This window comes from Streptomyces sp. NPDC050759, assembly GCF_044456945.1.
GTDB lineage: Bacteria > Actinomycetota > Actinomycetes > Streptomycetales > Streptomycetaceae > Streptomyces.
Genome location: NZ_JBITGI010000005.1, coordinates 546682 through 570898 on the forward strand (window position 1 = coordinate 546682; position 24217 = coordinate 570898).

Sequence of the window (24217 nt, forward strand, 5' to 3'; positions counted from 1 at the left end):
CTCGATCGTGGCTTACGCCCAGCCTAGTACTGCCCTGCCGTCCCCGTCGCACCCGATGGCCAAAACGGGTTACGGCAAGCGCTCCGCGGGTGACGAAGACCCGCACGCCGACCCGGACTTCGCACATCTGAGCCTGCAGGACGCCGAGGTCGCCGTATTCATCGACCACCTCGACAACGGCCACTCGATGGCGCACAAGGTCCTCGCGGAGGAACACCCCCGCTACGGCCAGCAGGCGATGCGCAGTTCGCTCAACCGCCTCATCGGGGCCGGTCACCTCCGCTGGATCAAGGAGCACATCACCGTCGAGGACAACTCGATGCGGTGGGTGACGCGGACGTACTGGTCGCGCACGCCCAGGTCACCGGAGTGGTGGGCGGAGTTCGTGCGTGAGCGCAAGGGCAAGGACGTCACGGCACTCCTTCAGCCGGGCCTGGCCCGGATCGACGACGAGGCGCCGCCGGCCGTCGAAGCGGAGTCGCCGGAGGCCGCTCCCGAGCCCGCGCCGGAGCCCGAGGAGCCCAGCATCGCTTACCTCACCCTCGCGGGACTCCGTGCCGCTGACCCTCGTATGCCGCTCTCCGAGAGCGACTGCCGATCCCTCGAATCCCTCGCCGCGGACTGGCTGTCCCGTGGCGCGACGCCGAACGACATCACCCGAGCCCTGACCGACGGGCTCCCGCCCACCGTCACCAACCCGGGCGGATTCGCCCGCAAGCGACTGGAGGACAAGATGCCCCCGCACAAGAGCGACACCGACACCACCCCGAACCGCCCCCTTCGTGGGCGTGTCACCCGCGCGATCATGGCCTGCGCCACCTGCGACCAGGACGAGCGCATGGTGAAGATCGACCGAGGTATCTGCGAGGACTGCCGCAAGGAGCATGCCGAGGACCCGATGACCGACGAGGACATTGCGAAGGGCTTCGAGGAGATCGCCCACCTGGGTACTTCGTCGGCGTATTTCCTCAAGCGGAAGCTGGAGCGCAAGACGGGCGGCCCCGTGCCCGACACGTTCCGCCCCGTGCCCATCGAGGACCGCGTCTTTTACCACTACCGGGACAACCGTGACCGGATCGCGAACGGGCTCCCGCCGAGGCGCTGGAACTGGTGACGGTCGTGGCGACGGTGACGTGTGCGGGCGTACGGCCCGTGGATTACATTCGTAATATGGCGGAGAAGGTGAAGTTCAGCGTGAGTCTCGATGCCGAGCTCGGCGAGGCGCTGCGGCAGTGCGCCGCAGCCGAGGACGAGCAGATCTCGGTGGTGGTCAGCCGGGCACTGGACCAGTACCTCGACAAGCGTCGCATCCTGCGTGAAGGGATGCGGGCCATGGAGGAGCACTTCGATGAGCACGGCTGGCCGACGCCTGAGGAACGCGCAGAAGCCAGTGCGTGGGTCGACGACCTCTTCGGTGAAACGTCTGAGAAGCGCCGCAGCGCATGAGCCACATCATCTATGACACGGGCGCGCTGATCGCAGCCGCCAAGAATGAACCGGCGTTCCTGAACCGCCACTACGACATGATCGGGAGGGGAAAGCTTCCCCTCGTCCCGGCGGGTGTTCTCGCGCAGGGCTGGGACGCTCGTCCGAAGGCGGCGGCGCTCCATCGCCTGCTGCACGGCTGCGAGGTGCTGCCATTCACCCAAGCACTGGCGAAGGCGGCCGCCGTTCTCTGCCAGAAGAACAAGTCCTCCGACGTCATCGATGCCAGCGTCGTCCTCGCGTCCATCGCCTACAGCGACGCCCCCATCCTCACCGACGACCTCGTCGACATCCGCGTCCTGACCGAGTGCGTCAGCCGAAAACGTATTCGCGTCGAGCGGCCGTGAGAGGAACAGATACGGCGGCGGCCCTCCTGAATTCCCACCCTCCGGGAGGGCGCCGCCGCCCTCAGATGCCGGTCGAGGACTTCGAGGAGCTCGCTCGCCGGGCGCCGGAGACAGTGTGGTTGGAGTTCATCGGTGGGCGGCTGGCCGTGAAGCCCGGACCGGACGGGAACAAGAGCGAGATCATCGCCTGGCTACAGCGGCTGTGGGCGGGGCGAGCGCAAGGCCCCTGGCTGTACGCGCACCGAGGCCTGTGCACCGAAGCCGACGGTACGGGCCGGATGCGCCCCGACTGTGTGCTCGCCCCGGCGAGGCATTTCGTTGGGCACGGCGAGTGGAGCGACCCCGTGGGGGTGCTGATGGCAGTCGAGGTCACCGCGGGCGATTCGGAAACGGATCGGTACACCCGCTTGGAGAAGCCCGACGCCTACGCCGCGGCCGGTATCCCCGTCCACCTCCTCATCGACCGCGACGACAGATCGGTCATCGTCTTCAACCAGCCGGAGGACGGCCGCTATCGCCACGGGGAGAAGCTGCCCTTCGGGGCGACCGTCAAGCTTCCCGAGCCCGTGAACATCACCCTCGACACCGAGCCCCTCAAGGAGTTCGCGGACTGATCACAGGCCCCACAGTCCCTTCCCCACGGCCGTGACCCCGCCCAGCAGGGCCAGTGACAGCACCAGCAGGCGGGCCCCTCTCTCCGGGATCCGGGTCGCGAGCCCCCTGCCGATCAGGCCGCCCGTGCCCATCGCCGCGATCACCAGAACCCACTGCGTCCCGCTCAGCCCCGGCACCCCGTTCGACGCCACCGAGAACGCGTTCACGATCACGCCGTAGAACATCGCGTTCGGGACGAACTCCCGTACCGTCCAGCCCGCGTTGACGGCGTAGAGCGAGAACGGCGGGCCGCCCACCCCCGCCGCGGAGTTCATGAACCCGCCCGCCGCACCCGCGAACAGCGCCCCTCGGGTGCCGCGTAGAGCGGCCGCCCTCGCGCCCCGCAGGACGAGCAGTACCGCCATCGTCACCAGTCCGCCCATGACCAACAACAGCCAGGACTCGGGGAGTTGGCGGGTCATCCAGGTGCCCGCCGGGACCGTGCAGGCCGCTGCCAGGCAGAAGGGGAGCATCGCGCGGGGGCGTACCAGGCGCCATCCGCCGGCCAGGCCGATCAGACAGATCACCCCGGCCGCGCAGTTGGCGAGGAGTACGCCTTCCGCCGGGCCGAGGAGCAGGACCAGTGCCGGTACGGAGACCAGCGCGAAGCCCATTCCGGTGAGCCACTGCACGGAGGAACCCAGCAGCACGATGGCCGTCAGCAGCACGTCACCTGTCACAGGCATGGTGTACCGCACTACACCTCCGGTTCGGGAGAGCACCCCCTCGTGACGGCCCCCGCGAAACGGGATCGTTGATCCCACCAGGTCAACCACTCCGTACCGAAGGAAAACCGCCATGAAGACCCTGCTCTCCTCCACCCCCGTCCTCTGGTTCCTCTTCCTGTTCAACCTGGTCGTCGCCGCGGCCGCGCCGTTCGTCGTGGACGGGGCTCAGGGAGTCATGACCGCCGTCGGAATGGGCCTGGTGTCGCTCGGCGCCGGGGTCAGCCTGCTGCGCGGACAGCGACCGAGTGGGCACCGTGCGTGAATTGGACGTTTCCTGTCTCTGCCCTGTATCTGGGCTGCACAGGCTCTAACCAGCGCAAAGAGAGGCTGGAGTCACTTCACAGCACAGCCTCTCACCGCACTGGAGACAGCGATGACCCGTCGTTCCATAACCAAGCGCGCAGCCATCGTCACCGCGACCGCGATCGTCGCCGTGGGCACCGTCGGTACCGTCGTCGCCACCGCCGGGACGGACGCCGCGAAGAAGCCCACCAAGAAGGAGATCGCGGGCCTGTTCACCACCTGGAACGCGGCCCTGCGGACCGGCGATCCCGACAAGGTGGCCGGCCTGTACGCCAAGGACGCGGTTCTCCTGCCCACCGTCTCCAACAAGGTCAGAACCAACCACGCGGAGATCGTCGACTACTTCGAGCACTTCCTGAAGAACAAGCCGGTCGGCAAGAAGGTCCAGACGATCATCAACGTCCTCGACGGCAACTCCGCGATCGACACCGGGGTCTACGAGTTCACGCTCACCGACCCGAAGAGCGGTGCCAAGCGCGTCGTCGAGGCCCGCTACACGTACGAGTACGAGAAGCGGGGCGGCCAGTGGAAGATCGTCAACCACCACTCCTCGGCGATGCCCGAAGGCTGATCTCCACCTTCAGTCCGCCCCCCGGCGCGTCCGCCAGCGCCACGGTTCCGCCGTCGTCGGTCACCAGCTGTTTGACGACGGCGAGGCCGAGCCCCGAGCCGGAGCGTCCGGTCAGGCCCTGACCGCGCCAGAAGCGGTCGAAGGCGCGGGACTTGTCGGCGTCGGACATGCCGGGTCCCTCGTCGAGCACCGACAGCACCACCGTGTCCGCCCGGGACTCGACCTCGACGGTGATCCGCCCGCCGTCCGGCGAGACCTCCAGGGCGTTCGAGAGCACGTTGTCCAGCACCTGGTCGAGATGACCGGGGCTGGCCAGCACAGACGGCCGGTCGTCGACAACACTCCCCCTGAGCGCGATGGTGACTCCGCGCTCGTCGGCGGCCGGCCTCCACACCGTCAGCCGTTCGTCCACGATCTCCCTGAGCGGCAACGGCTCCGCGGCCGTCACCTTCGCCTCCGCACGGGCCAGCACGAGAAGGCCGTTGACCAGGCGGCTCATACGGACCACTTCCGCCGTCGCCTGCTCCACGTCCTCCCGTATGAACTCGTCGTCCACGCCGTCCGCGATGTTGTCCAGCGACAGCCGCAACGCGGTCAGGGGCGTGCGCAGTTGATGGGACGCGTCGGCCACGAAGATCCGCTGCGAGGCGACCAGCGTGTCCAGGCGTTCCGCGCCCTGGTTCAGGGTGCGGGCGAGCGTCTGCGTCTCCGGCGGGCCCGTCACCGGGGACCGCGCGGTCAGGTCGCCGTCGCTGAACTTGCTCGCCATCGCGTTGAGTTCGCGCAGGGGGGCGGTGATACGGCGGGCGGCGTACGCCCCGATCGCGGCGGCCGCGGCCAGTACCAGCACGGCGAGAGCGGCCCGGAAGCCCCAGATCTGCCACAGCCGCCTGGTCATGTCCGAGGTCGAGTAGACGATCCGTACGGCGGCGTCGTCGTCCGCGGGGACGGTGACCGTCAGATGTCTGCCCCAGACGACGTCGGAACCCCAGTCGGTCGTCGACTCCTTCTTCTCCACGGCCCGCTTCAGCGCCGCGTCCGCGGCGGGAACCGGCAGCTCGGGGTCGCAGTTCGCGGTGGGCGTCGCCTGGACGTCGCCGTACGCCGTGGCCACCTCGGTCAGGGCCTCGCACGAGGTACTGGTGCCGTTGCTCAGCAGCAGCGCCATGGTGTTCGCCTCGCGCAGGACCGACTGCCTGGTGTCGTCCCGCAGCTGCTTGGTGAGTGTGAAGGCGACCGGGACGGTGAACAGGAAGATGGCCACCGCGACCAGCAGGATGTAGCTCCGGATGAGCTGCCGGTTCATGAGACCCCGTCGTCCTCGGCGATCTCCAGCCGGAAGCCCACTCCCCGGACCGCCTCGATGACGACCGCTCCGGCGAGCTTGCGCCGCAGCGCCGCCACATGCACGTCCAGCGTCTTGGTCGGTCCGAACCAGTTCGCGTCCCAGACCGCCTCCATGATCTGCTCGCGCGACATCAGCGCACCCGGCTCCTCGGTGAGGAAGGACAGCAGGCCGTACTCCTTGGGCGCCAGGGACACCTCCTCGCCGTCGAGGCGGACCCGGGCGGCCTTGCGGTCGATGGTGAGTCGGGAGCCGTAGGTGTCGGGGCCGGCGGCGGCTTCGGTACGGGGCTGGGCGCGCCGCATCACGGCCCGTATCCGCGCGATGACCTCACGGACCCCGAACGGCTTGGACACGTAGTCGTCGGCGCCGAGCTCCAGGCCGACCACCCGGTCCGTCTCGTCGCTGCGCGCGCTGATCACGATGATCGGCACGTCACCGCGCTCGCGCAGTGCCTTGCACACGTCGAGGCCGTCGGTGTCGGGCAGACCGAGATCGAGGAGTACGACGTCGTAGGGGCCCTCGTGGCTCAGCGCGGCACCGCCGGTGGAGACCCACTCGACCTCGAACCCGTACCGGATCAGGCCACGTCTCAGGGACTGGGCGACCGGTTCATCGTCTTCCACCAGGAGTACGCGCACAGTCGCACCCTAATGCTTGAAATTTAATTCACGTCTGTCACATGGGTCCCACATCGTCGTGTGACGCGGTGCACTTTTCCCGAGGTCCCCGGATGGGCATGCGCTGACCTGGGCGTCCGAACCTCGCGATATCTCACGATGCGATACCGCAGAGGTGAAAATCGGGCGCTCGTTAAACTGAGCCGACACACACGGACTGAGCGAGGAGCGCACGTGGGCCTTGTCGTGCAGAAGTACGGAGGCTCCTCCGTAGCCGATGCCGAGGGCATCAAGCGCGTCGCCAAGCGAATCGTCGAAGCGAAGAAGAACGGCCACCAGGTGGTCGTCGTCGTTTCCGCGATGGGCGACACGACGGACGAGCTGATCGATCTCGCCGAGCAGGTATCTCCGATGCCTGCCGGGCGTGAGTTCGACATGCTGCTGACCGCCGGAGAGCGGATCTCCATGGCGCTGCTGGCCATGGCGATCAAAAACCTGGGCCACGAGGCCCAGTCCTTCACCGGCAGCCAGGCAGGCGTCATCACCGACTCGGTCCACAACAAAGCCCGGATCATCGACGTCACGCCGGGCCGGATCCGCACCGCCCTGGACGAGGGCAACATCGCCATCGTCGCCGGCTTCCAGGGCGTCAGCCAGGACAAGAAGGACATCACCACGCTGGGTCGCGGTGGCTCCGACACCACGGCCGTCGCGCTCGCCGCGGCGCTCGACGCCGAGGTGTGCGAGATCTACACCGACGTCGACGGCGTGTTCACCGCCGACCCGCGCGTGGTGAAGAAGGCGAAGAAGATCGACTGGATCTCCTTCGAGGACATGCTGGAGCTCGCCGCCTCCGGCTCGAAGGTGCTGCTCCACCGCTGTGTGGAGTACGCCCGTCGCTACAACATCCCGATCCACGTGCGGTCGTCCTTCAGCGGACTGCAGGGCACGTGGGTCAGCAGTGAGCCGATCGAGCAAGGGGACAAGAAGGTGGAGCAGGCCATCATCTCCGGTGTCGCGCACGACACCTCCGAGGCCAAGGTCACGGTCGTCGGCGTGCCCGACAAGCCGGGCGAGGCCGCCGTGATCTTCCGCACGATCTCGGACGCCGAGATCAACATCGACATGATCGTGCAGAACGTCTCCGCCGCCTCCACCGGGCTGACGGACATCTCCTTCACGCTCCCCAAGGCCGAGGGCCGCAAGGCCATCGACGCCCTGGAGAAGAACAAGGCCGGCATCGGCTTCGACTCGCTGCGCTACGACGACCAGATCGGCAAGATCTCGCTCGTGGGCGCGGGCATGAAGACCAACCCGGGTGTCACGGCCGACTTCTTCACCGCCCTGTCCGACGCCGGCGTGAACATCGAGCTGATCTCGACCTCCGAGATCCGCATCTCGGTCGTCACCCGCGCCGACGACGTGCCCGAGGCGGTCCGTGCCGTGCACAGCGCCTTCGGGCTGGACTCCGACAGCGACGAGGCCGTGGTCTACGGGGGCACCGGGCGATGACCGCCAGGCCGACGCTCGCGGTCGTGGGCGCGACCGGAGCCGTCGGCACGGTCATGCTCCAGATCCTGTCCCAGCACGCGGACATCTGGGGCGAGATCCGACTGATCGCCTCCCCGCGCTCGGCCGGCCGCAAGCTGGCCGTGCGCGGGGAGCAGGTCGAGGTGGTGGCCCTGTCGGAGGAGGCCTTCGACGGGGTCGACGTCGCCATGTTCGACGTACCCGACGAAGTGGCCGCGCAGTGGGCGCCGGTCGCCGCCGCCCGCGGTGCCGTCGTCGTGGACAACTCCGGCGCCTTCCGGATGGACCCGGACGTGCCCCTCGTCGTGCCCGAGGTCAACGGGCACACGGCCCGGATGCGGCCGCGCGGGATCATCTCCAACCCCAACTGCACGACCCTGTCCATGATCGTCGCCGTGGGCGCGCTGCACGCCGAGTTCGGGCTGCGGGAGCTGGTGGTGTCCTCGTACCAGGCGGTGAGCGGTGCGGGCCGGGCGGGTGTCGAGACCCTGAGGCGGCAGCTGTCCATGGTCGCGGGCACCGAACTCGGGACGCACCCCGGTGACGTACGGCGGGCCGTCGGCGACCACACCGGGCCGTTCCCGGAGCCGGTCGCCCTCAACGTCGTACCGTGGGCCGGTTCGCTGCGCGAGGACGGCTGGTCCTCGGAGGAGATGAAGGTGCGGGACGAGTCCCGCAAGATCCTTGGCCTGCCCGCGCTGCCGGTCGCCGTGACCTGTGTGCGGGTCCCGGTGGTCACCGTGCACTCCCTCACCGTCCACGCCCGCTTCGAGGGCGAGGTCACCGTCCGCAAGGCGCGCGAGATCCTCGCGACCGCCCCCGGGGTCGTCCTCTTCGACGATCCGGCGGCCGGCGAGTTCCCCACGCCCGCCGATGTCGTCGGCACCGATCCCACCTGGGTGGGGCGGGTGCGGCGGGCGCTCGACGACCCCACCGCGCTCGAGCTCTTCGTGTGCGGAGACAATCTGCGCAAGGGTGCCGCGCTCAACACCGCGCAGATCGCGGAGCTCGTGGCGGCCGAGCCGGTGTGACCTTCGTCCGGTGGCGGATCTGTCGTACGCAGGTCTGCCTACGGTAAAAGTCCTGGCCATGGCCGGAACGCTTTGTAGGATCTGTGGGCGACATGTGGTGCGACTAATGGTCCGTACCACTTGATCCCGGCGCCTTGGCGTCCGAAGATTTTCCTCCCCGTTCTCCGCAACCGTGCGAAGGGCGGGGAGCGTCTTTGCGAACGCCCTTTCAGGGGGCGCGGGGATGCATGCGAGGCGTGGGGACGCCTCGGCCATTCAGGACACAGGGGAAGAGCGGGTAGGGCATGAGCGCGTTCGACGCACGGTCAGTTGTGCTGCCTGAGAGAAGATGGACGGTCGCGTACAACCCTCACCGGGGTGAGCGTGTCCAACTGTCGTGGCTCAGGTACTCGACTTCCCTGCCGCGCCGAGCGGCGCGGCTGTCCTCCGGCCCCGCAGGCCCGGGGCGCCCGGTGGCATGCCGGTGATCGCGCCCATGCCCGCAGCGCGGCCCGCCCGCATACCCAGTCAGCGTGACGGCGCCGAGGAAGCGGCGGCAGCCGGTACCACCGTCGACCACCTCACCGAGACCTACCGGGCGCACTACCGCTCGCTGCTGGGTCTCGCCGCTCTCCTGCTCGACGACACCGCCTCCTGCGAGGACGTCGTCCAGGAGGCCTTCATCCGCGTCCACTCGGCACGCAAACGCGTCCGCGACCCGGAGAAGACCCTCGCGTACCTGCGGCAGACGGTCGTCAACCTCTCCCGCTCGGCCCTGCGCCGGCGCATCCTCGGACTCAAGCTGCTGTCCAAGCCGATGCCCGACATGGCGAGCGCCGAGGAGGGGGCGTACGACCAGCTCGAGCGGGACTCGCTCATCAAGGCGATGAAGGGCCTGCAGCGCCGCCAGCGCGAGGTCCTGGTCCTGCGCTACTTCGCGGACATGACCGAGGCCCAGGTCGCCGACACCCTCGGCATCTCCCTGGGCTCCGTCAAGGCGTACGGCTCCCGCGGGATCGCCGCTCTCCGGATCGCGATGGAGGAGCCGGTGTGAGCACGGATCGTGAGGAGCGGCGCAATGAGCCGACGCGGGACGGCCGGCACGAGCCGACCTGGGCGGCGCAGCAAGAGCACAAGCAATCGCACGCTGGGAACGGAACTGTGAACCACGGCCTCGACGATCCGATCTCCACGGGGGAGTTCGACTCGGACGAGCTGGCACTGCGACGGATGCTGCAGCAGGCGGTCCAGGAGATGGAGCCGCGTGACGGCACCCTGGACCATCTGCGCAAGGCGGTACCCGCCCGGCGGGCGCGCAAGCGACAGGCCGTCGTCGGGATGGCGGCCGCCGCCCTCTTCATCGGCACCGCGATCCCCGCCGTCGTGCACGTCTCCTCCACCGGCACCAGTGCCAACACCTCCAACGCCGGGCACGCCTCCGAGAGTCAGGGCGGCGCCGGCCAGGGCAAGCAGGAGGAGGGCGGCGAGTCCACCTCCGGCGGTTCCGCGGGCAGGACCGAGGACAAGGGCAAGGGCGAGTCCAAGGACACCGACAAGGGCAAGTCCGCGGGCGCCAGCACCGGAGCGAGCAGCGGCACCGACCCCTCCGCCACGACCGCCGCGAGCGCCCCGGTCTGTACGGCCGCGCAGCTCGGCACACCGACGGCGAGCACCGCGGTGCCCGACGCCGCCGGGACGGTCTACGGCACGTTCCACATCACCAACGGCTCCACCGCCGCCTGTACCGTCAACGGTCCCGGCATCGTGACCCCGACCGCTCAGGGCGCCGCCGACGCGAGCAAGATCGGCACCGCGCGGCACATCTCCGGCGACGTGGCGTCGGCCGGACTGCCCGACCCGTCCCAGGAGGTCTCCCAGCTGCTGCTGCAGCCGGGTTCCTCCTACGACGTGAAGTTCGCCTGGGTGCCGTCCGAGACGTGCCCCACCACGGAACCCTCGACCGACCCCAGCCCCGACCCCTCGACCTCCCCGGACACCTCCACCAGCGAGGGCTCCTCCACCGGCGGCGACACCGGCACCTCCACCCAGCTCCTCACGGAGGACGGCACGGCCGACGGAAGCGTCCTGGTCACCAACACGGCGGAGGGCGGCGGACCGTCGGTGTCGACGACGGTGTCCAACGCGTGCGCGGGCGTCGTGTACTGGACGGGCCTGCTCACGTCGTCGTGACGGTCTGAACGGGCTTCGACGAGGTGGGTGAACGGGCGTCGGGGGACGCCGGGTTCACGCGCTCGCCTTCTCCTGGGGCTGCTCCCGGTCCCGCTCCTGCTGTTCGTCGTCCGGGACGATCCCCAGTTCCGCGTCCCGGATGAACTCCACCTCGCGGCGCAGCAGGCGGAACCACATGAAGACCACGAAGCCGGCGAAGACGAACCACTCACCGGTGTAGCCGAGGTTCTGGAAGGCCTTGAGGTCCAGCCCGCTGTCGGCGGGCGCGGTCGCCGGTACGGCCTTCATCCCGGAGTCACCGGTGTTGAGGGTGACCCACGCGTCGTACACGCCGTACGGCACGAGGTTGATCAGCGAGGCCGCGCTGATCGCCGCGGTCTGCCCGGCCGGAAGACCGCCCTGGGCGCTGACGCCGTTGTCGCCGGGGGTCTCCGACGCCTGCAGCGCACCGGTGACGGTGACCTCGCCCTTCGGCGCGGCCGGGGCCTTGGCCGGATCGGGGGTGCCCGGCAGCCAGCCCCGGACCACGGGGAGGGCCTTGCCGCTGTCCGTGCGCAGCAGCGTCAGGACGTAGTAGCCGTCGCGGTCGTCCAGTTGCCGGTCGGGGACGAGGAGCTGCTTGTCGTAGCGCCCGGTCGCGGTGGCCTGCTTGCCGGAGGTCACCTTGTTCACCGGCAGCAGCTCGGCCAGCGGTCGCGCGGCCTCCCGCTCGTCCGTGCTGACCTGCTGCTCGGCGTCCCGGCTCGCCGTCATCCGGTCCTCGAACCGGCTCAGCTGCCACGACCCCATGAAGATGCAGAACGGGATGGCGAGCAGCACGAAGACGTTGATGCCGAACCAGCGGGGCGTCAGCAGAAACCGGTACACACTCCCACGGTACGGGGCCGCCCCGGGGCGCCGGGGCGCGGGGTCAGTACCGCTCGGTGAGGTGGTCCCGGCCCGCCGGGGGCTCGTACGGCTCCGGCCAGAAGTCGGTGATGACGGATATACGGCCGCTCTCGTCCCCGGTGAAGAACGTGATGCCGTACATCTCCTCAAGACCCGACGCGAAGTGGACCCAGGTGACGACCTGATCCGGCTCGGCGACGATCCGCTCGACCCGCAGATGCCAGTCGCCCGGGTACTCACGGTTGAACTCGCCGAACCGCTCCCGTCCGCTGATGCGCTCGCGGGTCTGCGGCAGGGTGTAGACGATGTCCTCGGCCAGGGTGTCCGCGAACGCGGTCCAGTCGCGGGCCTCGAGGGAGGTCCAGAAACTCTCGACGGTCTTGCGCAGATCGGTCATGGGGACGAGTCTGCACCCCGCCACTGACAACGGGCCCGGAGCGGCCTTTTCGACCTGGTCGGAAGGGGTTCGGGTAAGCGGCTGGTAGAAGTTTTCCACAGGCTGGGGACCTCGTCTGCGCATTGTCTGTGAAGGCAGGCAGTATGGGGCCATGACTGAGAGCAACGGGTCCGCCGCGGCCGAGCGGAAGAACGACATGCCGGACTGGGAGAAGCGCTTCCGGGCGCCCCGGGTCTCCCTGCCCGACTGGGCGGAGGACGCCCCCGACCGCTCCTTGTTCGTCTCCAACGCCACGGGGACGTACGAGCTGTACGCCTGGGACAGAGCGACGGGCGAACAGCGCCAGGTGACGGACCGGCCGAACGGCACCACGGACGGCGTGCTCTCCCCGGACGGCGCCTGGATCTGGTGGTTCGACGACAAGGACGGCGACGAGTTCGGCGTCTGGCGCCGCCAGCCCTTCGAGGGCGGCGCGGACGAGCTCGCCGCGCCCGGTCTCGAGGCGTCCTACCCGGCCGGCCTGGCCCTGGGCCGGGACGGTCGTACGGCGGTCGTGGGCTGTTCGACCGACGACGAGGGCACCTCCATCCACCTCGTGCGCACCGGCGAGGACCCGGTGGAGATCTACCGGCACCGCGAGTCGGCGGGCGTCGGCGACCTCTCCCACGACGGCTCGCTGATCGCGGTCGAGCACACCGAGCACGGCGACGCGATGCACTCGGCGCTGCGCGTGCTGCGCTCCGACGGCACGGCGGTCGCCGAGCTCGACGACACCAAGGGCGGCACCGAGGAACTGGGCCTGGAGGTCCTGGGCTTCGCCCCGGTCGACGGTGACACCCGGCTGCTCATCGGCCATCAGCGGCGCGGCCGCTGGGAGCCGCTGGTGTGGGACGTGGCCACCTGTGAGGAGACCGACCTCGACCTGGACCTGCCCGGTGACGTGGGCGCCGAGTGGTATCCGGACGGCACGGGCCTGCTCATCGCGCACAGTTTCGAGGCGCGCAGCGAGCTCTTCCGGTACGACCTGGCGAGCGGCAAGCTCGAGAAGGTCCCGACCCCGCCCGGCTCGGTCTCCGGGGCGACGGCCCGCCCCGACGGCAGCGTGGAGTACCTGTGGTCCTCGGCCGCCGAGCCCTCGGCGGTGCGCTCGACGACGGGTGAGGTGGTTCTGGACCCGCCGGGTCTGAAGTCACCCGGTTCGGTGCCGGTGGAGGACGTGTGGGTGGACGGCCCGGGTGGTCGGATCCACGCCCTGGTCCAGAAGCCCGCCGGCGCGACGGGGCCGCTGCCGACGGTCTTCGACATCCACGGCGGTCCGACCTGGCACGACAGCGACTCGTTCGCGGCGGGCCCGGCGGCGTGGGTGGACCACGGGTACGCGGTCGTCCGGGTCAACTACCGCGGCTCCACGGGGTACGGACGTGAGTGGACTGACGCGCTCAAGCACCGGGTCGGTCTGATCGAGCTGGAGGACATCGCGGCGGTCAGGGAGTGGGCGATCGGCTCCGGCCTCGCCGACCCCGAGCGGCTGATCCTCACCGGGGGTTCCTGGGGCGGCTACCTCACGCTCCTCGGCCTGGGCACCCAGCCGGAGGCGTGGGCGCTGGGAATCGCGGCGGTGCCGGTCGCGGACTATGTCACGGCGTTCCACGACGAGATGGAAGCGCTGAAGGCGATGGACCGTACGCTGCTGGGCGGTACGCCGGAGGAGGTGCCGGAGCGCTTCGAGGCGTCGTCTCCTTTGACGTACGTGGACCAGGTCAAGGCTCCGGTGTACATCTCGGCGGGCGTCAACGACCCACGGTGCCCGATCCGTCAGGTCGACAACTATGTGAAGCGGCTGGAGTCGAGGGGGGCGGTGCACGAGGTGTACCGGTACGACGCGGGTCACGGGTCGCTGGTGGTGGACGAACGGATCAAGCAGGTGAGGCTGGAACTGGACTTCGCGGCGAGGCATTTGGGGTAGCGGGGCGGACTTTCGACTGCGGGTTCGTTGTGGCTGGTCGCGCAGTTCCCCGCGCCCCTGAGTGGGTGCACTCGAAGTCGGCCGAACTGTACCGACCCGGGGGCGCGGGGAACTGCGCGACCAGCCCCCACCGGCCCGCAGCCCGCAACGAACGGCTATGACCCCGCCCGCTCCCGTCCCCTGCGCCCCAGCAACTCCGCCAGCCCCCGCCGAGTCGCCGCCAGCACCACCCGGTCCGAGGCCTGCAGCACATACGTGTCCGGCAGGTCCCACGCCAGTCCTGGAGCGTCCCCGGACTCCTCCCGCGCCAGCACCCGCCAGGACCCCGCCCGGAACGCCTCGCCGACCGTCCGCCCCTCCAGCTGGGGATGCCCGCCCACATCCACCGCCGCGAACAGCAGCACCCGCCGCTCGACCGGGAACGCCCCCAGGATCTGCCGTCCCATCATCGCCCCGGCGAAGGCGGGAGCCGCCAGATGGGAGACACTCCGGCTCCGTGTGGAGGCCCGGGGGTGGGCGGCCCGCAGGGTCCGGTACACCGCCGTCGCGAAGTCGTCGTCGTACAGCCGCAGCACCACCCGCAGATCGGGCCGCACGGCCCGCGCGTACAGCACGGCCTCGAGATTCGTCGTGTCCGCGCTGGTCACCGCGAGCAGCGCATGGGCACGGTGGATCTTGGCGGCCTCCAGGACCCCTTCCTGGGTGACGTCACCCAGCACCACCGGCACCCGAAGCCGTCGGGCGGTGGCGAGTCCGCGGGCTTCGGGGTCCGACTCGACGCAGACCACGGGGATGTTCAGCTCCCGCAGCCGCGTCAGCACCCGGGTGCCGATCTTGCCGAGCCCGAGCAGCACGACATGTCCGCCGAGGCCACGGGGCGGCTTGCGCAGGGAGGACGCGGTGCGGAAGGTGCCGAGCGCTTCCAGGACCGCCGCGAGGAGCACCGGAAGGAGCAGCAACCCGGCGAGCCCGGACAGCAGTTGGAGGATCTGCCGCCCGACGGACTCCCCGATCGCTGGGTCGTCGATCGCGAACAGATCGAGCAGCGTCAGATAGAAGGCGCGCAGGGGATGGATCCCGGTCACCAGCCAGAGCGCGACGGCGAGCGCGAGCACGCATCCCACCATCCCCGCCAGCGACCACCGCAGCCGCCGCGAGAACAGTGAGGCGAACCACGGCATCACACCCCGCCCGTCGGGCAAGGAGGGCCCGGCGTACGACACCTGCTCCAGCACGACGGTCGCGCGCCCGCCGCCGTCCCGTACCGCCGCCGCGTCCGGCAGCAGGGTCGGCCCCTGGTCGCCGCCGGACCCGGCAGTGTCGGTCGGTGAGAGCAGGGCGAGCGTGGCAAGACCCGGGTCGGCGCTCGTCCCGTCCCCGGACGGCGGCCGTTCGACCGCCCGCAGCAGCAGGCCGCCGGTCTGGAGGACCTTGCTGGTGCCGGTCAGGGCGGTGGCGGCCAGCGCGGGCGCGGCCGTGTCGGCGTCGGAGAGCACGGTCGTGGAGGCATCGAACCCGGAACCGTCGGCCGAACCGCCCGCCCCCTCGCCGGAGGCCAGCGCGGCGGCCTGGTCGAGGAGTTCCTCGATGTGCTGGCCGAGGCGCCGGTTGTAGAGCCGCAGCACGAGCCGCAGCCGGGGGTTGAGGCGGCGGGCGGTGAGGGCGGCACGGATGTTGGTCTCGTCGTCGTCGTACACGAGCGCGAGCGCGTGCGCCCGCTCCACGCCCGCCTCGGCGAGCGCGGCCTCGTTCGGTTCGGCGGCCTCCATCAGCCGTACGCCGCCCGGCGGTTCGGGGACCGGGGCGGCACCGCCGTTGCCGCCGCCCCCGTTTCCGGTCAGGCCGGCGGCCGCCGTCACCACCCGGTCGAGCAGCGCGGACGCGGCTCGGGCCCGCACGACCACCGGTGGCCGCACGGACCGTTCGGAGGCCGGCACGACGAGGGTGACCTGCTCGCCGTAGACCCCTCTGAGCTCGGCCGCCAGCCGGTGCGCGAGCCCGTCGTCCCCGCACACCACCATGTGCGCGGCCGCGTCGCCCGGCAGCCCTGGACTCTGGTTCGGAACGCTCCCCACAAGGGAGAAGAGTGCCCCACCGTGACGGGTGGTGCCACGGCCGGGGCCCCGGGTGGTGTCATGGGGAGGGGTGGCCCACCTTCCCCGCGGTGGCCGACCTTCCCCAAGAGTTCCCCAAACCCCCGCGCACACTGAACAAACGGACCTGCACCGCCGTACGCACCAGCGGGGAAACCAGCACCTCACCACCGGAGGGATCCCGGCCGTGGCCGTCACCAAAGCACCCCCGCGCACGCGGGACACCGGCGAGGACCCGTCCCCGGCACCGGACGACCCGGAGGCGCGGCGCCTCAACTCCCCCCTCACGCTGACCCTGCTGATGCTCCTGGTGGTGCTGTGCCAGGGCCCGATCCGGGGGGCGCTGGGCGCGCCGGTCATGCAGAGCTGGATGACGGTGTTCGTCGCCGTGCTCGTCCAGGCGCTGCCCTTCCTGGTGCTCGGGGTGCTGCTGTCGGCGGCGATCGCGGTGTTCGTGCCGCCGTCCTTCTTCGCCCGCGCCCTGCCGAAGAACCCCACCCTCGCGGTGCCGGTGGCCGGGATGGCGGGCGTGGTGCTGCCGGGCTGCGAGTGCGCGTCCGTGCCGGTGGCCGGAGCGCTGGTGCGCAGGGGCGTCACCCCGGCCGCGGCGCTCGCCTTCCTGCTCTCCGCCCCGGCGATCAACCCGATCGTGCTGACGGCGACCGCCGTCGCCTTCCCGCGCAACCCGGAGATGGTCGTGGCCCGGCTCGTCGCGAGCCTGCTGGTGGCGTGCGCGATGGGCTGGCTCTGGCTGCGCCTCGGCCGCACCGACCTGCTGAAGACGCCGGCCCGTCACGCGTACGAGGGTCAGGGCAAGGGCGCCGCGTTCTGGGGCTCGGTGCGGCACGACGTGATGCACGCGGGCGGCTTCCTGGTCGTCGGCGCGATGGCGGCGGCGACCCTGAAGGCCGTGGTACCGCAGACGTGGCTGCGTACGGCGGCGGAGAACCCGGTGATCGCCGTGCTGGCCCTCGCGGCGCTCGCCGTGGTGCTGTCGATCTGCTCGGAGGCGGACGCGTTCGTGGCGGCCTCGCTCACCCAGTTCTCGCTCACCGCGAAGCTGACCTTCCTGGTCGTCGGCCCGATGATCGACCTCAAGCTGTTCGCCATGCAGACGGGCACCTTCGGCCGCGCCTTCGCCCTGCGCTTCGCCCCCACCACCCTCGCGCTGGCGATCGTGGTGTCGGTCCTGACCGGGCTGGTGATGCTGTGAACCGGCAGGCACAGTCGGCGGTCCTGTTCGTCCTCGGCGCGGCCCTCCTGCAGGCGGGCCTCACCGACCTCTACCTCCGCTACGTCAAGGCGGGCCTGCGCCCGCTGGTTCTCGCGGCCGGTGTCGTCCTCATCGCGACGGCGCTGGCGACGGCCTGGTACGAGTGGCGGGCCAAGGCCAAGGCCAAGGAGGAGGAACACGCCCACCGCGAACCCCGGGTCTCCTGGCTGCTGGTCCTGCCCCTCTTCGCCCTGATCCTCGTCGCCCCGCCCGCCCTCGGCTCCTACAGCGCGATGCGCACGGGTACGGCCCTGCAGCAGTCGTACGGCTACACGAAGCTCCCGAAGACCGGACCGGTGCGGCTCAGCCTCGCCGACTACGCGGGCCGCGCCGTCTACGAGCACGGCCGGGGCCTCAAGGGACGGCAGATCGTCATCACCGGGTTCGTCGCCCTGGACCACTCGGGCGCGCCCTACCTGGTCCGCATGGCCCTCAACTGCTGTGCGGCGGACGCCCAGCCGGTCAAGGTCGGGTTGACCGGGCAGATCCCGCCGGTCCTCAAGCCGGACGGCTGGCTCCAGGTCACCGGCACCTACACGGCCAAGCGGACCAAGGACACGGTGAACGGCGGCCCGATCCCGTACCTCGAGATCACGCAGGCGAAGCCGGTTCCGACGCCGCACGACCCGTACGACGAGACCTGGAACAACTGACGTTCAGACCTTCAGCGAGGCGAACGCCTCGTCCAGCAGCGTGACGAGGTCGAGGCGCCCCCGAGGGCGCCATGCGGGACGCCGCCGTCTACCTCGACTGGCTCGCCGCATCGCCTCTGACCACCGGAGGCCCCGTCGGTGTCACCGGCTACTGCGTGGGCGCCGGCCTCGCCCTGCGCACCGCGGGCACCCACCCCGAGCGGATCGCCGCGGTGGCCGGGTTCCACGGGGCCCACCTCGCCACGGACGCCCCCGACAGCCCGCACCTCCTCGCCGGACACATCACCGCCGAGCTCTACTTCGGCCACGCCGACCAGGACGCCACCAATCCCGCCGACCAGATCGCCCGCCTGGAGAAGGCCCTCACCGAGGCGGGCGTCGAGCACCGCAGCGAGGTCTACGAAGGTGCCCGCCACGGTTTCACCCAGGCAGACACGGCGATGTACGGGGCGGAGTCGACGGACCGGCACTGGGCCGCGGTGCTGGACCTGTTCGCCCGCAGGCTCTCCGGCTGAGCCCTTCGGGCCCGGGCCAGGGCCAGGGCCATGGTGGTGGCGGCGTCACGCCGACCCGTCTGGCCCTTGCTCCTGTGGGGGCCTCCCCCTAGCCTGCAATCTGACGATCCATCAGATACCGGCTAGGGGGCAGGCAATGGCCGTCACCACCGAGAGCGGAACGCGGGACATCCCCAAAGTCATCAGCGTGGACGATCACGTGATCGAGCCCGCGCACCTCTTCGAGACCTGGCTTCCGGCGAAGTACCGGGACAGGGGGCCGAAGCCGCTCACCGCCGGCATCGGTGACCTCGCGTACGTCGGCGGGAAGTACCGGTTCACCACCGATCCCGAAGGCCAGATGACGGACTGGTGGGAGTACGAGGGCGACCTCTTCCCGTACAAGCGGATCATCGCGGCCGTCGGATTCTCGCGGGACGAGATGACCCTCGACGGGATCACCCGCGAGCAGATGCGGCGGGGCTGCTGGGATCCCAAGGCCCGTCTGGAGGACATGGACATCAACCATGTCGAGGCCTCCCTGTGCTTCCCCACCTTCCCGCGGTTCTGCGGGCAGACCTTCGCCGAGGCCAAGGACAAGGAGGTCGGGCTCGCCTGTGTGCGCGCCTACAACGACTGGATGGTCGAGGAGTGGTGCGGGGACAGCGGGGGACGGCTGATCCCGCTGTGCCTCATCCCGCTGTGGGACATCGAACTCGCGGTCGCGGAGATCCACCGCAACGCCGCACGGGGCGTACGGGCCGTCACCTTCAGCGAGATCCCGACCCATCTGGGGCTGCCGTCGATCCACTCCGGCTACTGGGACCCGTTCTTCGCGGCCTGCGAGGAGACCGGGACGGTCGTCAACATGCACATCGGCAGCAGCTCCCAGATGCCGGCCGCGTCCCCCGACGCCCCGCCCGCCGTGCAGGCCTCCCTCTCCTTCAACAACGCCATGGCCTCGATGATGGACTTCCTCTTCTCCGGGGTCCTGGTGAAGTTCCCGCGGCTCAAACTGGCGTACAGCGAGGGCCAGATGGGCTGGATCCCGTACGCCCTGGAACGCGCCGACGACGTCTGGGAGGAGCACCGGGCCTGGGGCGGCGTCAAGGACCTGATCCCGGAGCCGCCGTCGACGTACTACTACCGGCAGATCTTCTGCTGCTTCTTCCGCGACAGGCACGGCATCGAGGCCATCGAGACCGTCGGCGTGGACAACGCGACCTTCGAGACCGACTACCCGCACGTCGACTCGACCTGGCCGCACACCAAGGAGGTCGCCTGGGAGCACGTGGCCGGGCTGTCCGAGGACGTGACCTACAAGCTGCTGCGGGGGAACGCGATCCGGATGCTGGAGCTCGGCTTCGACAAGTGAGCCGTCCGGCGCCCGGCGCGCCGGGCATGAGAAGACCCGACCGCTGGCGACGGGGGATGCACCAGCGGTCGGGCTGTGGCCAAGACTAACAAGGCAAATGGAACAGCGGGAGCGGACTGCTCAGCCGGAGGGAGAAGTTGTGATCGGGATCACGTAATGCGCTTCAGTCGCAGGGAGGATCGTACGAGAGCCGCGGCAGGTACTCCTCCCACTCCTGGCGGGTCAGGACGTTCCGGGTCGTGGCGCAGATGCGGCTGATGGCGTCGTCGACGTCCAGGTCCCACAGCCGGATGGTGTCCGCGCCGCTGGAGACCCCGAGCATGCGGCTGTCGGGGCTGAAGGAGAGGAAGCTGCCGGTCTTGGCGCTGGGGCTCATCGACTGCCCGATGGGGCCGGCCGCGGACGGGTCGGCCACGTCCCAGAGCCGGACCGTGTTGTCGTTGCCGCCGCTGGCCAGCGTGGTGCCGTCACGGCTGTACGTCAGCGACACGACCGCCTCGGTGTGCCCGGTGAGCGCCGCGCCCGTCTGCTCGGCGTGCGTGGGGTCGGTCACGTCCCAGAGCCGGACCGTGTCGTCGTTGCCGCCGCTGGCCAGGGTGTGCCCGTCCGGGCTGAAGACGACCGCGTTGACGGGCCCGTTGTGCCCGGTGAGCGGCTTGCGGAGCAGGGTCGGACGGGCCGGGTCCGTCACCTTCCACAGCCGGATCGTGCCGTCCGCGCTGCCACTGGCCAGGGTCCGGCCGTCCGGGCTGAAGGCAAGGCCGTCGATGTACCCCTTGTGGCCGGCGATCGGGCCGTGGGAGACCGGGTGGGCCGGGTCGGTGACGTCCCACAGCTGAAGGTTGCGGCTGTCGTAGGCGGTGGCCAGGGTGCGTCCGTCCGGGCTGAACGCCACTGCGTCCGGACCCATGAACCGGGTGCGCAGGACGAGCGCCGGACCGTAGGGGACCGGGTGGGCCGGGTCGGTGACGTTCCACAGGTGGACGCGGCCGGTGGTGAGCACCGCGAGGGTGCGGCCGTCGGGGGAGAAGAACACCTGGGAGTCCGGGTCGCGCGCCACGGGGGTGAACGGCTCGCCCAGGGCCACGGGCCGGGCCGGGTCCGTCACGTTCCACAGCCGGATCCGCCCGTCCCGCCCGGCCGTGGCGAGCACCTCGCCGTCCCGCCGGAACGCCCCGCTGCTGCCCACCAGGTCTCCCGCCGGGATCGACCACAGGCGCACCTTGCTGTCGCCGCTGCCGGTCGCGAGCGTACGGCCGTCGGGGCTGAAGCCCAGCGCGTACATCTCGCCGCTCGCCCCGGCCAGTGGCTCACCGACCTGTGAGGGGTACGCCGGATCGCTCACGTTCCACAGACTCGCCGTGCTGTCCGCGCTGGCGGCGGCGAGCATGTTCCCGTGCGGGCTGAAGGCCACGGACCAGATGGGGCCGGTGTGGCCGGTGAGCGGCGAGCCGGCCGGACGCGGGTGGGCCGGTTCGCTCACGTCCCACAGCCGGACGCTGTTGTCCGCGCTGCCGCTGGCGAGTTCGGTGCCGTCCGGGCTGAAGGCGACGGAGTGCACCAGGCCCGTGTGACCGGTCAGCACCCTGTCGTACGCCTGGGGCCGCCGCGGATCGGTCGTGTTCCACAGCCGGATCGTGTGGTCGTCACCCCCGGCCGCCAGCGTGTGCCCGTCCGGACTCCACGCCACGGATCGCACGGCGGCGCCGGCACCGGTCAGCGTGGTGGGCGGCCTCTTCGAGCCGCGCATGTCCCAGAGCCGTACGGTCCTGTCCTCACCGGCGGAGGCCAGGGTCCTGCCGTCCGGGCTGAAGGCGATCAGATAGATCGTGCCGCGATGGCCGGTCAGGGGAGCGCCGAGGGGCCTCGGGTGGCCCGGGTCGCTCAGGTCCCACCGCCGGATCGTCCCGTCGTCCCCGGCGCTCGCCAGAGTCCTGCCGTCGGGGCTGAAGACCGCGCTGCTCACCCAGCTCGTGCCACCGGCGAGGGGCTTGCCCAGCGCCTTGGGGTGGGACCGGTCGCTGACGTCCCACAGCCGTACGGTCCGGTCGTAGCCGGCGGTGGCGAGGAGCTTGCCGTCCGGGCTGAACGAGGTGAGGTAGACGGCCCCGGTGTGGCCGGTGAGCGGGGTGGCCAGCGGCGCGTTGACGATGGAGATCAGCCGGCTGTTGGTGCCCTCGTCGTCGGGCCTGAGGCCGTGGGCGACCAGGGCGATCCGGGCGGACAGCGACGGATCCGTGGACTGGACCCGGTCCGCCTCCGCGACGACCTGCTCGAACACGGCGTCGTTGCGCTGCTGCCAGGCGACCACGGCCGAACCGACGGCCACCATCGCGAGGACCACCAGGGCCGACACCGCGCCCCGGGTGATCAGGACCGTACGCCGGCGCAGCCGGACCGAGGCGGCCAGGAACTCCACCGCACTGCGGGTCAGGTAGGTGTCCCCGGCGGACTTCGCCCACGTGCGCGCCTGTTCGAGCCGCGACCCCCGGTACAGCAGCGACGAGTCGCGGTTGGAGCCCTCCCAGGAGCGGCCGTCCTCCTCGATGCGCTGGCGCAGCAGATGGTCGCTGCGGTCCTCGTCGATCCACTCGCGCAGTCGCGGCCAGGCCGTGAGCAGGGCCTCGTGGGTGATCTCCACGGTCTCCGCGTCAAGCGTCACCAGCCGGGCGCGCACCAGCACCTCGAGGGACTCCTCCGTCTTGCCGGGGTCCGTCGACTCCGCGGCCAGCTGACGCCGGGTGCCGCGCCTGCGGGTGGCCTGGGTGTCCTCGCCCAGGCGTACCAGGCGGAGCAGCAGCAGCCGGGCGGCCGTACGCGCCGCCGGGTCCAGAGCGGACCAGGCCCGCTCGGCGGTCGCCGCGACCGCGCCCTGGATACCACCGGCCGCGCGGTAGCCGGCCAGGGTCAGCCGGCCCGCCTTGCGGCGCTGCCAGGTAGCAAGCAGGGCGTGCGAGAGCAGCGGCAGCACACCCGCGCCGTGCTCCCCCACGGCCCGGAAGGCAGGGGAGGTGCCCCCACCGCGCGGACCGTCGGCGCTCACCTCGCGGATGATCAGCTCCGCGAGCCCCGGTTCCAGCTCCAGGCCCACGGCCCGGGCCGGACCCGTCACGGCCTCGCGCAGCTCTCCGCTGGTCAGCGGCCCGAGCACCATGTGCCGGTGCTGGAGCGCGTCGGCCAGCTCGGGGTGGTCGAGGCAGCGCTCGTAGAAGTCGGCGCGGATGCCGAGGAGCACGAGGGCGGGCGCGGCCGTGTCCGGCCCTGCGGGCGTGCAGGCGGCGTGCAGCACCTGGACGAACGTACGCCTGGCCGTCTCGTCCGAGCAGAGCGTGAACGCCTCCTCGAACTGATCCACGATCACCACCGGCCGGGCGGTGGCGGCCTCGCGCTGAGCCCACGAGGCGACCGCTTCCCGGACGGCGGGCGCGAATTCAGGAGGATGGTCGGGTTTAGGGCCTTTTGTGCCCCCTGTTCCCCCTGCGCCCTCTGTTCCGCCTGTGCCCTCTGTTCCCCCTGTGCTGACTGTGCCGTCTGTTCTGGCCACGACGGCTTTCAGCCCGGGTATACGACGGGTCAGTTCCGCGAGCGGATCGGCACCCGGCACGAGCTGAAGGATCGGGCGGTCGCCGGACTCGCCGTCGCCGTCGAGCGCGCCCTCCTCCAGAGCCGTCACCAGACCGGCGTTGAGCAGCGAGGACTTGCCCGCGCCCGAGGCGCCCACGAGCATCACCAGACCGCCCGTGCCGGTCTCGGCCGCCGAGCGCAGCAGCTTGACGAGTGACTCCGTGCTCCGCTCCCGGCCGAAGAACCAGCGGGCGTCCTCCTGCCGGTAGGAGGCCAGGCCCCGGTACGGGCAGACCCCGGCGGGGGCCTCCGGCTGGTGCCCCTCGTCCTCGTCGGGAGCCAGCGCGCGCTCCCACAGCCGCTGCCACTGACCGAGGTCGTACAGTCCGGCCGAGACGGGGGTGGGACTGATGCGCCGTGCTTCGGGAATGAGGATGTGCAGCACGGCCGCGAGGGCGGTGAACTGAGCGGGCACGTTCCGGGCCCGCCGCCAGTCGCTGATCCGCTGCGCGGACACCCGGACGGGGCGCCCCCGCTCGTCGACACGCTGGAGCCGGCCGACGCCTTCGGACACCCGCTTGAGGGGCGGATTTCCCGCCTCCCTGTACAGCAGGGCGAGACGCTCCGCGAAGGCCGTGCGTGCCCCTGAGTCGGAACTCAAGGTTCCACCCCTTACTTCCCTCGCGGTTGAATCCGGACCGGAAAAGTCACTTTATACGGCTGACCTGCGG

Annotated in this window: 21 protein-coding genes and 1 pseudogene; 15 read left to right on the forward strand and 7 right to left on the reverse strand. The window is 70.6% G+C overall.

Annotated elements, in window-relative coordinates; translation table 11 throughout:
- Positions 1 to 55 precede the first annotated feature (55 nt).
- From ACIBJB_RS19100 to ACIBJB_RS19115, 4 genes are all read left to right on the forward strand, one after another.
- The gene (locus tag ACIBJB_RS19100; RefSeq protein WP_398932021.1) at positions 56 to 1114 is read left to right on the forward strand and encodes a hypothetical protein; all 1059 of its coding nucleotides are present in this window, start codon (positions 56 to 58) and stop codon (positions 1112 to 1114) included.
- A gap of 56 nt (positions 1115 to 1170) precedes the next feature.
- Positions 1171 to 1446: a hypothetical protein gene (locus ACIBJB_RS19105; protein ID WP_398931905.1), complete on the forward strand. Its 276-nt coding sequence runs from the start codon at positions 1171 to 1173 to the stop codon at positions 1444 to 1446.
- A complete protein-coding gene (locus ACIBJB_RS19110; RefSeq protein WP_398931908.1) occupies positions 1443 to 1832 on the forward strand; it encodes a hypothetical protein in 390 nt (129 codons plus the stop codon). Before ACIBJB_RS19105 ends, ACIBJB_RS19110 begins: the two co-directional genes overlap by 4 nt.
- Positions 1833 to 1897: 65 nt before the next feature.
- Positions 1898 to 2446 carry a Uma2 family endonuclease gene (locus ACIBJB_RS19115; protein WP_398931910.1) on the forward strand — a complete coding sequence of 183 codons (549 nt, stop codon included), beginning with the start codon at positions 1898 to 1900 and terminating at the stop codon, positions 2444 to 2446.
- On the opposite strand, the gene ACIBJB_RS19120 is transcribed toward ACIBJB_RS19115, so the two are convergent.
- Positions 2447 to 3172 (reverse strand): TSUP family transporter, encoded by a 726-nt coding sequence (locus ACIBJB_RS19120; protein WP_398931913.1) that lies wholly within the window; start codon positions 3170 to 3172, stop codon positions 2447 to 2449. It abuts the gene before it with no gap.
- A 112-nt stretch (positions 3173 to 3284) separates the two neighbouring features.
- Between ACIBJB_RS19120 and ACIBJB_RS19125 the strand changes: the two genes are divergently transcribed.
- A complete protein-coding gene (locus tag ACIBJB_RS19125; protein WP_398931916.1) occupies positions 3285 to 3476 on the forward strand; it encodes a hypothetical protein in 192 nt (63 codons plus the stop codon).
- 111 nt (positions 3477 to 3587) lie between these two features.
- On the forward strand, positions 3588 to 4088 hold the full coding sequence (locus ACIBJB_RS19130; protein WP_398931918.1) for an SgcJ/EcaC family oxidoreductase: 501 nt from the start codon (positions 3588 to 3590) through the stop codon (positions 4086 to 4088).
- Here the strand turns inward: ACIBJB_RS19130 and ACIBJB_RS19135 are convergent.
- Positions 4054 to 5394, reverse strand: coding sequence for a sensor histidine kinase (locus ACIBJB_RS19135; protein WP_398931920.1), 1341 nt, complete (start codon positions 5392 to 5394; stop codon positions 4054 to 4056). The genes ACIBJB_RS19130 and ACIBJB_RS19135 overlap by 35 nt on opposite strands.
- A complete protein-coding gene (locus ACIBJB_RS19140) occupies positions 5391 to 6074 on the reverse strand; it encodes a response regulator transcription factor (RefSeq protein WP_398931922.1) in 684 nt (227 codons plus the stop codon). Before ACIBJB_RS19140 ends, ACIBJB_RS19135 begins: the two co-directional genes overlap by 4 nt.
- A 213-nt stretch (positions 6075 to 6287) precedes the next feature.
- Between ACIBJB_RS19140 and ACIBJB_RS19145 the strand changes: the two genes are divergently transcribed.
- The 4 genes from ACIBJB_RS19145 to ACIBJB_RS19160 all read left to right on the forward strand — a co-directional run bounded on the left by ACIBJB_RS19145 (position 6288) and on the right by ACIBJB_RS19160 (position 10783).
- On the forward strand, positions 6288 to 7565 hold the full coding sequence (locus tag ACIBJB_RS19145; RefSeq protein ID WP_266515947.1) for an aspartate kinase: 1278 nt from the start codon (positions 6288 to 6290) through the stop codon (positions 7563 to 7565).
- Positions 7562 to 8614 carry an aspartate-semialdehyde dehydrogenase gene (locus ACIBJB_RS19150; RefSeq protein WP_398931925.1) on the forward strand — a complete coding sequence of 351 codons (1053 nt, stop codon included), beginning with the start codon at positions 7562 to 7564 and terminating at the stop codon, positions 8612 to 8614. The genes ACIBJB_RS19145 and ACIBJB_RS19150 overlap by 4 nt, the downstream gene beginning before the upstream one ends.
- A 457-nt stretch (positions 8615 to 9071) precedes the next feature.
- Positions 9072 to 9647 carry a SigE family RNA polymerase sigma factor gene (locus ACIBJB_RS19155; protein ID WP_057612332.1) on the forward strand — a complete coding sequence of 192 codons (576 nt, stop codon included), beginning with the start codon at positions 9072 to 9074 and terminating at the stop codon, positions 9645 to 9647.
- Positions 9648 to 9754: 107 nt separating this feature from the next.
- On the forward strand, positions 9755 to 10783 hold the full coding sequence (locus ACIBJB_RS19160; protein WP_398932023.1) for a hypothetical protein: 1029 nt from the start codon (positions 9755 to 9757) through the stop codon (positions 10781 to 10783).
- Positions 10784 to 10837: 54 nt separating this feature from the next.
- Here the strand turns inward: ACIBJB_RS19160 and ACIBJB_RS19165 are convergent, their stop codons facing one another.
- A complete protein-coding gene (locus ACIBJB_RS19165; RefSeq protein ID WP_398931927.1) occupies positions 10838 to 11650 on the reverse strand; it encodes an SURF1 family protein in 813 nt (270 codons plus the stop codon).
- Between the two features lie 43 nt (positions 11651 to 11693).
- The gene (locus tag ACIBJB_RS19170; protein ID WP_398931929.1) at positions 11694 to 12068 is read right to left on the reverse strand and encodes a nuclear transport factor 2 family protein; all 375 of its coding nucleotides are present in this window, start codon (positions 12066 to 12068) and stop codon (positions 11694 to 11696) included.
- A 151-nt stretch (positions 12069 to 12219) separates the two neighbouring features.
- On the opposite strand from ACIBJB_RS19170, the gene ACIBJB_RS19175 reads away from it, so the two are divergent.
- A complete protein-coding gene (locus ACIBJB_RS19175) occupies positions 12220 to 14034 on the forward strand; it encodes a prolyl oligopeptidase family serine peptidase (protein ID WP_398931931.1) in 1815 nt (604 codons plus the stop codon).
- A gap of 155 nt (positions 14035 to 14189) precedes the next feature.
- Here ACIBJB_RS19175 and ACIBJB_RS19180 read toward each other — a convergent pair whose 3' ends face one another.
- Positions 14190 to 16055: an NAD-binding protein gene (locus ACIBJB_RS19180; protein ID WP_398932025.1), complete on the reverse strand. Its 1866-nt coding sequence runs from the start codon at positions 16053 to 16055 to the stop codon at positions 14190 to 14192.
- A gap of 259 nt (positions 16056 to 16314) precedes the next feature.
- Between ACIBJB_RS19180 and ACIBJB_RS19185 the strand changes: the two genes are divergently transcribed.
- The 4 genes and pseudogenes from ACIBJB_RS19185 (at position 16315) to ACIBJB_RS19200 (ending at position 19922) form a co-directional block, all read left to right on the forward strand.
- Positions 16315 to 17340, forward strand: coding sequence for a permease (locus tag ACIBJB_RS19185; RefSeq protein ID WP_398931933.1), 1026 nt, complete (start codon positions 16315 to 16317; stop codon positions 17338 to 17340).
- Entirely contained in the window at positions 17337 to 18053 is a 717-nt protein-coding gene (locus ACIBJB_RS19190) for a TIGR03943 family putative permease subunit (protein ID WP_398931936.1), read from the forward strand. The genes ACIBJB_RS19185 and ACIBJB_RS19190 overlap by 4 nt, the downstream gene beginning before the upstream one ends.
- 59 nt (positions 18054 to 18112) lie before the next feature.
- Positions 18113 to 18568, forward strand: a pseudogene (locus ACIBJB_RS19195) (dienelactone hydrolase family protein); the annotation flags it as partial.
- A 136-nt stretch (positions 18569 to 18704) separates the two neighbouring features.
- On the forward strand, positions 18705 to 19922 hold the full coding sequence (locus ACIBJB_RS19200) for an amidohydrolase family protein (RefSeq protein WP_398931938.1): 1218 nt from the start codon (positions 18705 to 18707) through the stop codon (positions 19920 to 19922).
- Positions 19923 to 20085: 163 nt separating this feature from the next.
- Here the strand turns inward: ACIBJB_RS19200 and ACIBJB_RS19205 are convergent, their stop codons facing one another.
- On the reverse strand, positions 20086 to 24147 hold the full coding sequence (locus ACIBJB_RS19205; RefSeq protein WP_398931940.1) for an AAA family ATPase: 4062 nt from the start codon (positions 24145 to 24147) through the stop codon (positions 20086 to 20088).
- Positions 24148 to 24217 lie beyond the last annotated feature (70 nt).

What these genes read in the sequence shown, in the direction of transcription:
- ACIBJB_RS19100 (WP_398932021.1), top strand. Translation starts at nt 56, where the DNA reads ATGGCCAAAACGGGTTACGGCAAGCGCTCCGCGGGTGACGAAGACCCG.
- ACIBJB_RS19105 (WP_398931905.1), top strand. Translation starts at nt 1,171, where the DNA reads ATGGCGGAGAAGGTGAAGTTCAGCGTGAGTCTCGATGCCGAGCTCGGC.
- ACIBJB_RS19110 (WP_398931908.1), top strand. Translation starts at nt 1,443, where the DNA reads ATGAGCCACATCATCTATGACACGGGCGCGCTGATCGCAGCCGCCAAG.
- ACIBJB_RS19115 (WP_398931910.1), top strand. Translation starts at nt 1,898, where the DNA reads ATGCCGGTCGAGGACTTCGAGGAGCTCGCTCGCCGGGCGCCGGAGACA.
- ACIBJB_RS19120 (WP_398931913.1), bottom strand. Translation starts at nt 3,172, where the DNA reads ATGCCTGTGACAGGTGACGTGCTGCTGACGGCCATCGTGCTGCTGGGT.
- ACIBJB_RS19125 (WP_398931916.1), top strand. Translation starts at nt 3,285, where the DNA reads ATGAAGACCCTGCTCTCCTCCACCCCCGTCCTCTGGTTCCTCTTCCTG.
- ACIBJB_RS19130 (WP_398931918.1), top strand. Translation starts at nt 3,588, where the DNA reads ATGACCCGTCGTTCCATAACCAAGCGCGCAGCCATCGTCACCGCGACC.
- ACIBJB_RS19135 (WP_398931920.1), bottom strand. Translation starts at nt 5,394, where the DNA reads ATGAACCGGCAGCTCATCCGGAGCTACATCCTGCTGGTCGCGGTGGCC.
- ACIBJB_RS19150 (WP_398931925.1), top strand. Translation starts at nt 7,562, where the DNA reads ATGACCGCCAGGCCGACGCTCGCGGTCGTGGGCGCGACCGGAGCCGTC.
- ACIBJB_RS19155 (WP_057612332.1), top strand. Translation starts at nt 9,072, where the DNA reads ATGCCGGTGATCGCGCCCATGCCCGCAGCGCGGCCCGCCCGCATACCC.
- ACIBJB_RS19170 (WP_398931929.1), bottom strand. Translation starts at nt 12,068, where the DNA reads ATGACCGATCTGCGCAAGACCGTCGAGAGTTTCTGGACCTCCCTCGAG.
- ACIBJB_RS19175 (WP_398931931.1), top strand. Translation starts at nt 12,220, where the DNA reads ATGACTGAGAGCAACGGGTCCGCCGCGGCCGAGCGGAAGAACGACATG.
- ACIBJB_RS19180 (WP_398932025.1), bottom strand. Translation starts at nt 16,055, where the DNA reads ATGGTGGTGTGCGGGGACGACGGGCTCGCGCACCGGCTGGCGGCCGAG.
- ACIBJB_RS19200 (WP_398931938.1), top strand. Translation starts at nt 18,705, where the DNA reads ATGGCCGTCACCACCGAGAGCGGAACGCGGGACATCCCCAAAGTCATC.